General features: G+C 74.3%; 2 protein-coding genes. Both read right to left on the minus strand.

From position 1 onward, the window contains the following. Positions 1–883: phosphoglycerate dehydrogenase (locus FNH04_RS45575; RefSeq protein ID WP_152792086.1), on the minus strand; the 883-nt coding region annotated here is incomplete at its 3' end. A gap of 184 nt (positions 884–1,067) precedes the next feature. Next, positions 1,068–1,820 (minus strand): HpcH/HpaI aldolase family protein, encoded by a 753-nt coding sequence (locus FNH04_RS45580; RefSeq protein ID WP_228032056.1) that lies wholly within the window; start codon positions 1,818–1,820, stop codon positions 1,068–1,070. Positions 1,821–1,823: the final 3 nt, after the last annotated feature.

Below are 1,823 nucleotides of genomic sequence, written 5' to 3' on the forward strand. Positions count from 1 at the left end.
CCTCGGGGGTACAGGCCGCCATGTGGGAGGTGAGCAGGACGCGGGGGGCGGTGCGCAGGGGGCTGTCGGCCGGCAGCGGTTCGTGGGCGAAGGCGTCGAGGGCCGCGCCGCCCAGGTGCCCGTCCCTGAGGAGGGCGGCGAGTGCCTCCTCGTCGACGAGTCCGCCGCGGGCCGCGTTGACGAGCAGGGCGCCCGGCTTCATGGCGGCGAGGCGGGCGCGGGAGAGAAGGGGACCCGTGGCGGGGTCGGCGGGCAGGTGGAGGCTCACCACGTCCGCGCGGGCGAGCAGGTCGTCCAGGTCGACGCGCTCCGCCCCCGGGGTGTCCGTGACATACGGGTCGTGGGCGAGGACGGTCATACCGAAGGCGAGCGCGTACCCGGCCAGGAGCCGTCCGATGCGGCCGAAGCCGATGACACCGAGGGTGCGCCCGGCTAGTTCGGGGCCGAACACCTTGGGCCACTCCCCCGCCATGACCTGCCGGTGGGCGGTGGTGATGCCGCGGAACGCCGACAGGACGAGACCGAAGGTGTACTCGGCCACGGCACGGGAGTTGCTGCCGGGCGCGCACACCACCGGGATGCCCCGGGCGCGGGCGGCGGCGAGGTCGATGGTGTCGACGCCGACGCCGTGCTTGGCGATGACCTTGAGACGGCCGGCCGCGTCGATGACCTCCGCCGTGACGGTGTCCATACCGACGATCAGCGCGTCCGCGGTGCCGATACGGGCGAGCAGCTCGGTGTGCGACAGGGCGGTGTCCTCGTACGGGCGAAGCGGTCCCGCGCCCGCGGACGCGAGGATCTCCCAGGGTTCGGGCGAGTGGCGGGCGAAGGTGGGGGTGGTGATGAGCGTGGTGACCGGGGGGCTCGCGGCGGCGGCGGTCATACGCGGAACTTCCGGTCCGGCCAGGCGGGGCTCAGGTGTACGTCCCTGAGGGTGTGGCGGTGGCGGGCCGTGCGGACGGGCCCGGTGGTTCCCCGTGGCTGGTGGGCGGTACGCGGAAGCCGTAAGTCGCGGGAGGGGGTGGGGAACGTGGCGCCAGGTTCGAGCGCGTCCGTCCCCACGCCCGTCACCGGGCCTCCCCGCTCGCCTTCGCCGCCGCGAGATGACCGGACGCCACCTGTTCCAGGTGGACCAGGTCGCAGGCCACCGTGGCGAAGGTGAAGCCCTCGGCGAGGCGTTTGGCCGCGGCGGCGCCGTCCCCGGTGTGGATGCCGGCGGCGATTCCGGCCGCGGCCGCCGCCGTACGCACCGTCACGAGTGCGGCCTCGAACTCGGCGGCGACCGCGGGGTCCCGGGACGTGGTCCCGCCGATCGCGATACGCAGGTCGGAGGGGCCGACGTACACGCCGTCGAGTCCCTCGGTGGCGCAGATCTCCTCCACATGGGCGAGGCCCTCCGCGGTCTCGATCATGGCGAGGACGACGGTCTCGCGGTGGGCGTCGGCCGGATCGGGTCCGATGCGCAGCGCGGCGCGCATCGGACCGTAGGAGCGGCGGCCCAGCGGTGGGTAGCGAACGGCGGCCACGGCGTCCGCCGCGTCCTGGGCGCTGTCGATCAGCGGGACGATCACACCGGCGGCGCCCGCGTCGAGGGCCTTGCCGATCGGTGAGGGGTCGTTGGCCTCGACGCGCACCAGGCCGACGGCGGTGGAGCCCTTGGTGTCGATAGCGGTCAGCGAGGCCAGTACGCCCGCGTGGTCGATCAGGCCGTGCTGGGCGTCGAGGGCGACGTAGTCGTAGCCGAGGCGGGCGATGCGTTCGGTGGAGACCGGGGAGTCGAGGACGGACCAGTAGCCGACGAGGGGTTCGCGGGCGCGCAGGAG

The organism is Streptomyces phyllanthi (assembly GCF_009377205.1).
Classification (GTDB): Bacteria; Actinomycetota; Actinomycetes; order Streptomycetales; family Streptomycetaceae; genus Streptomyces; species Streptomyces phyllanthi.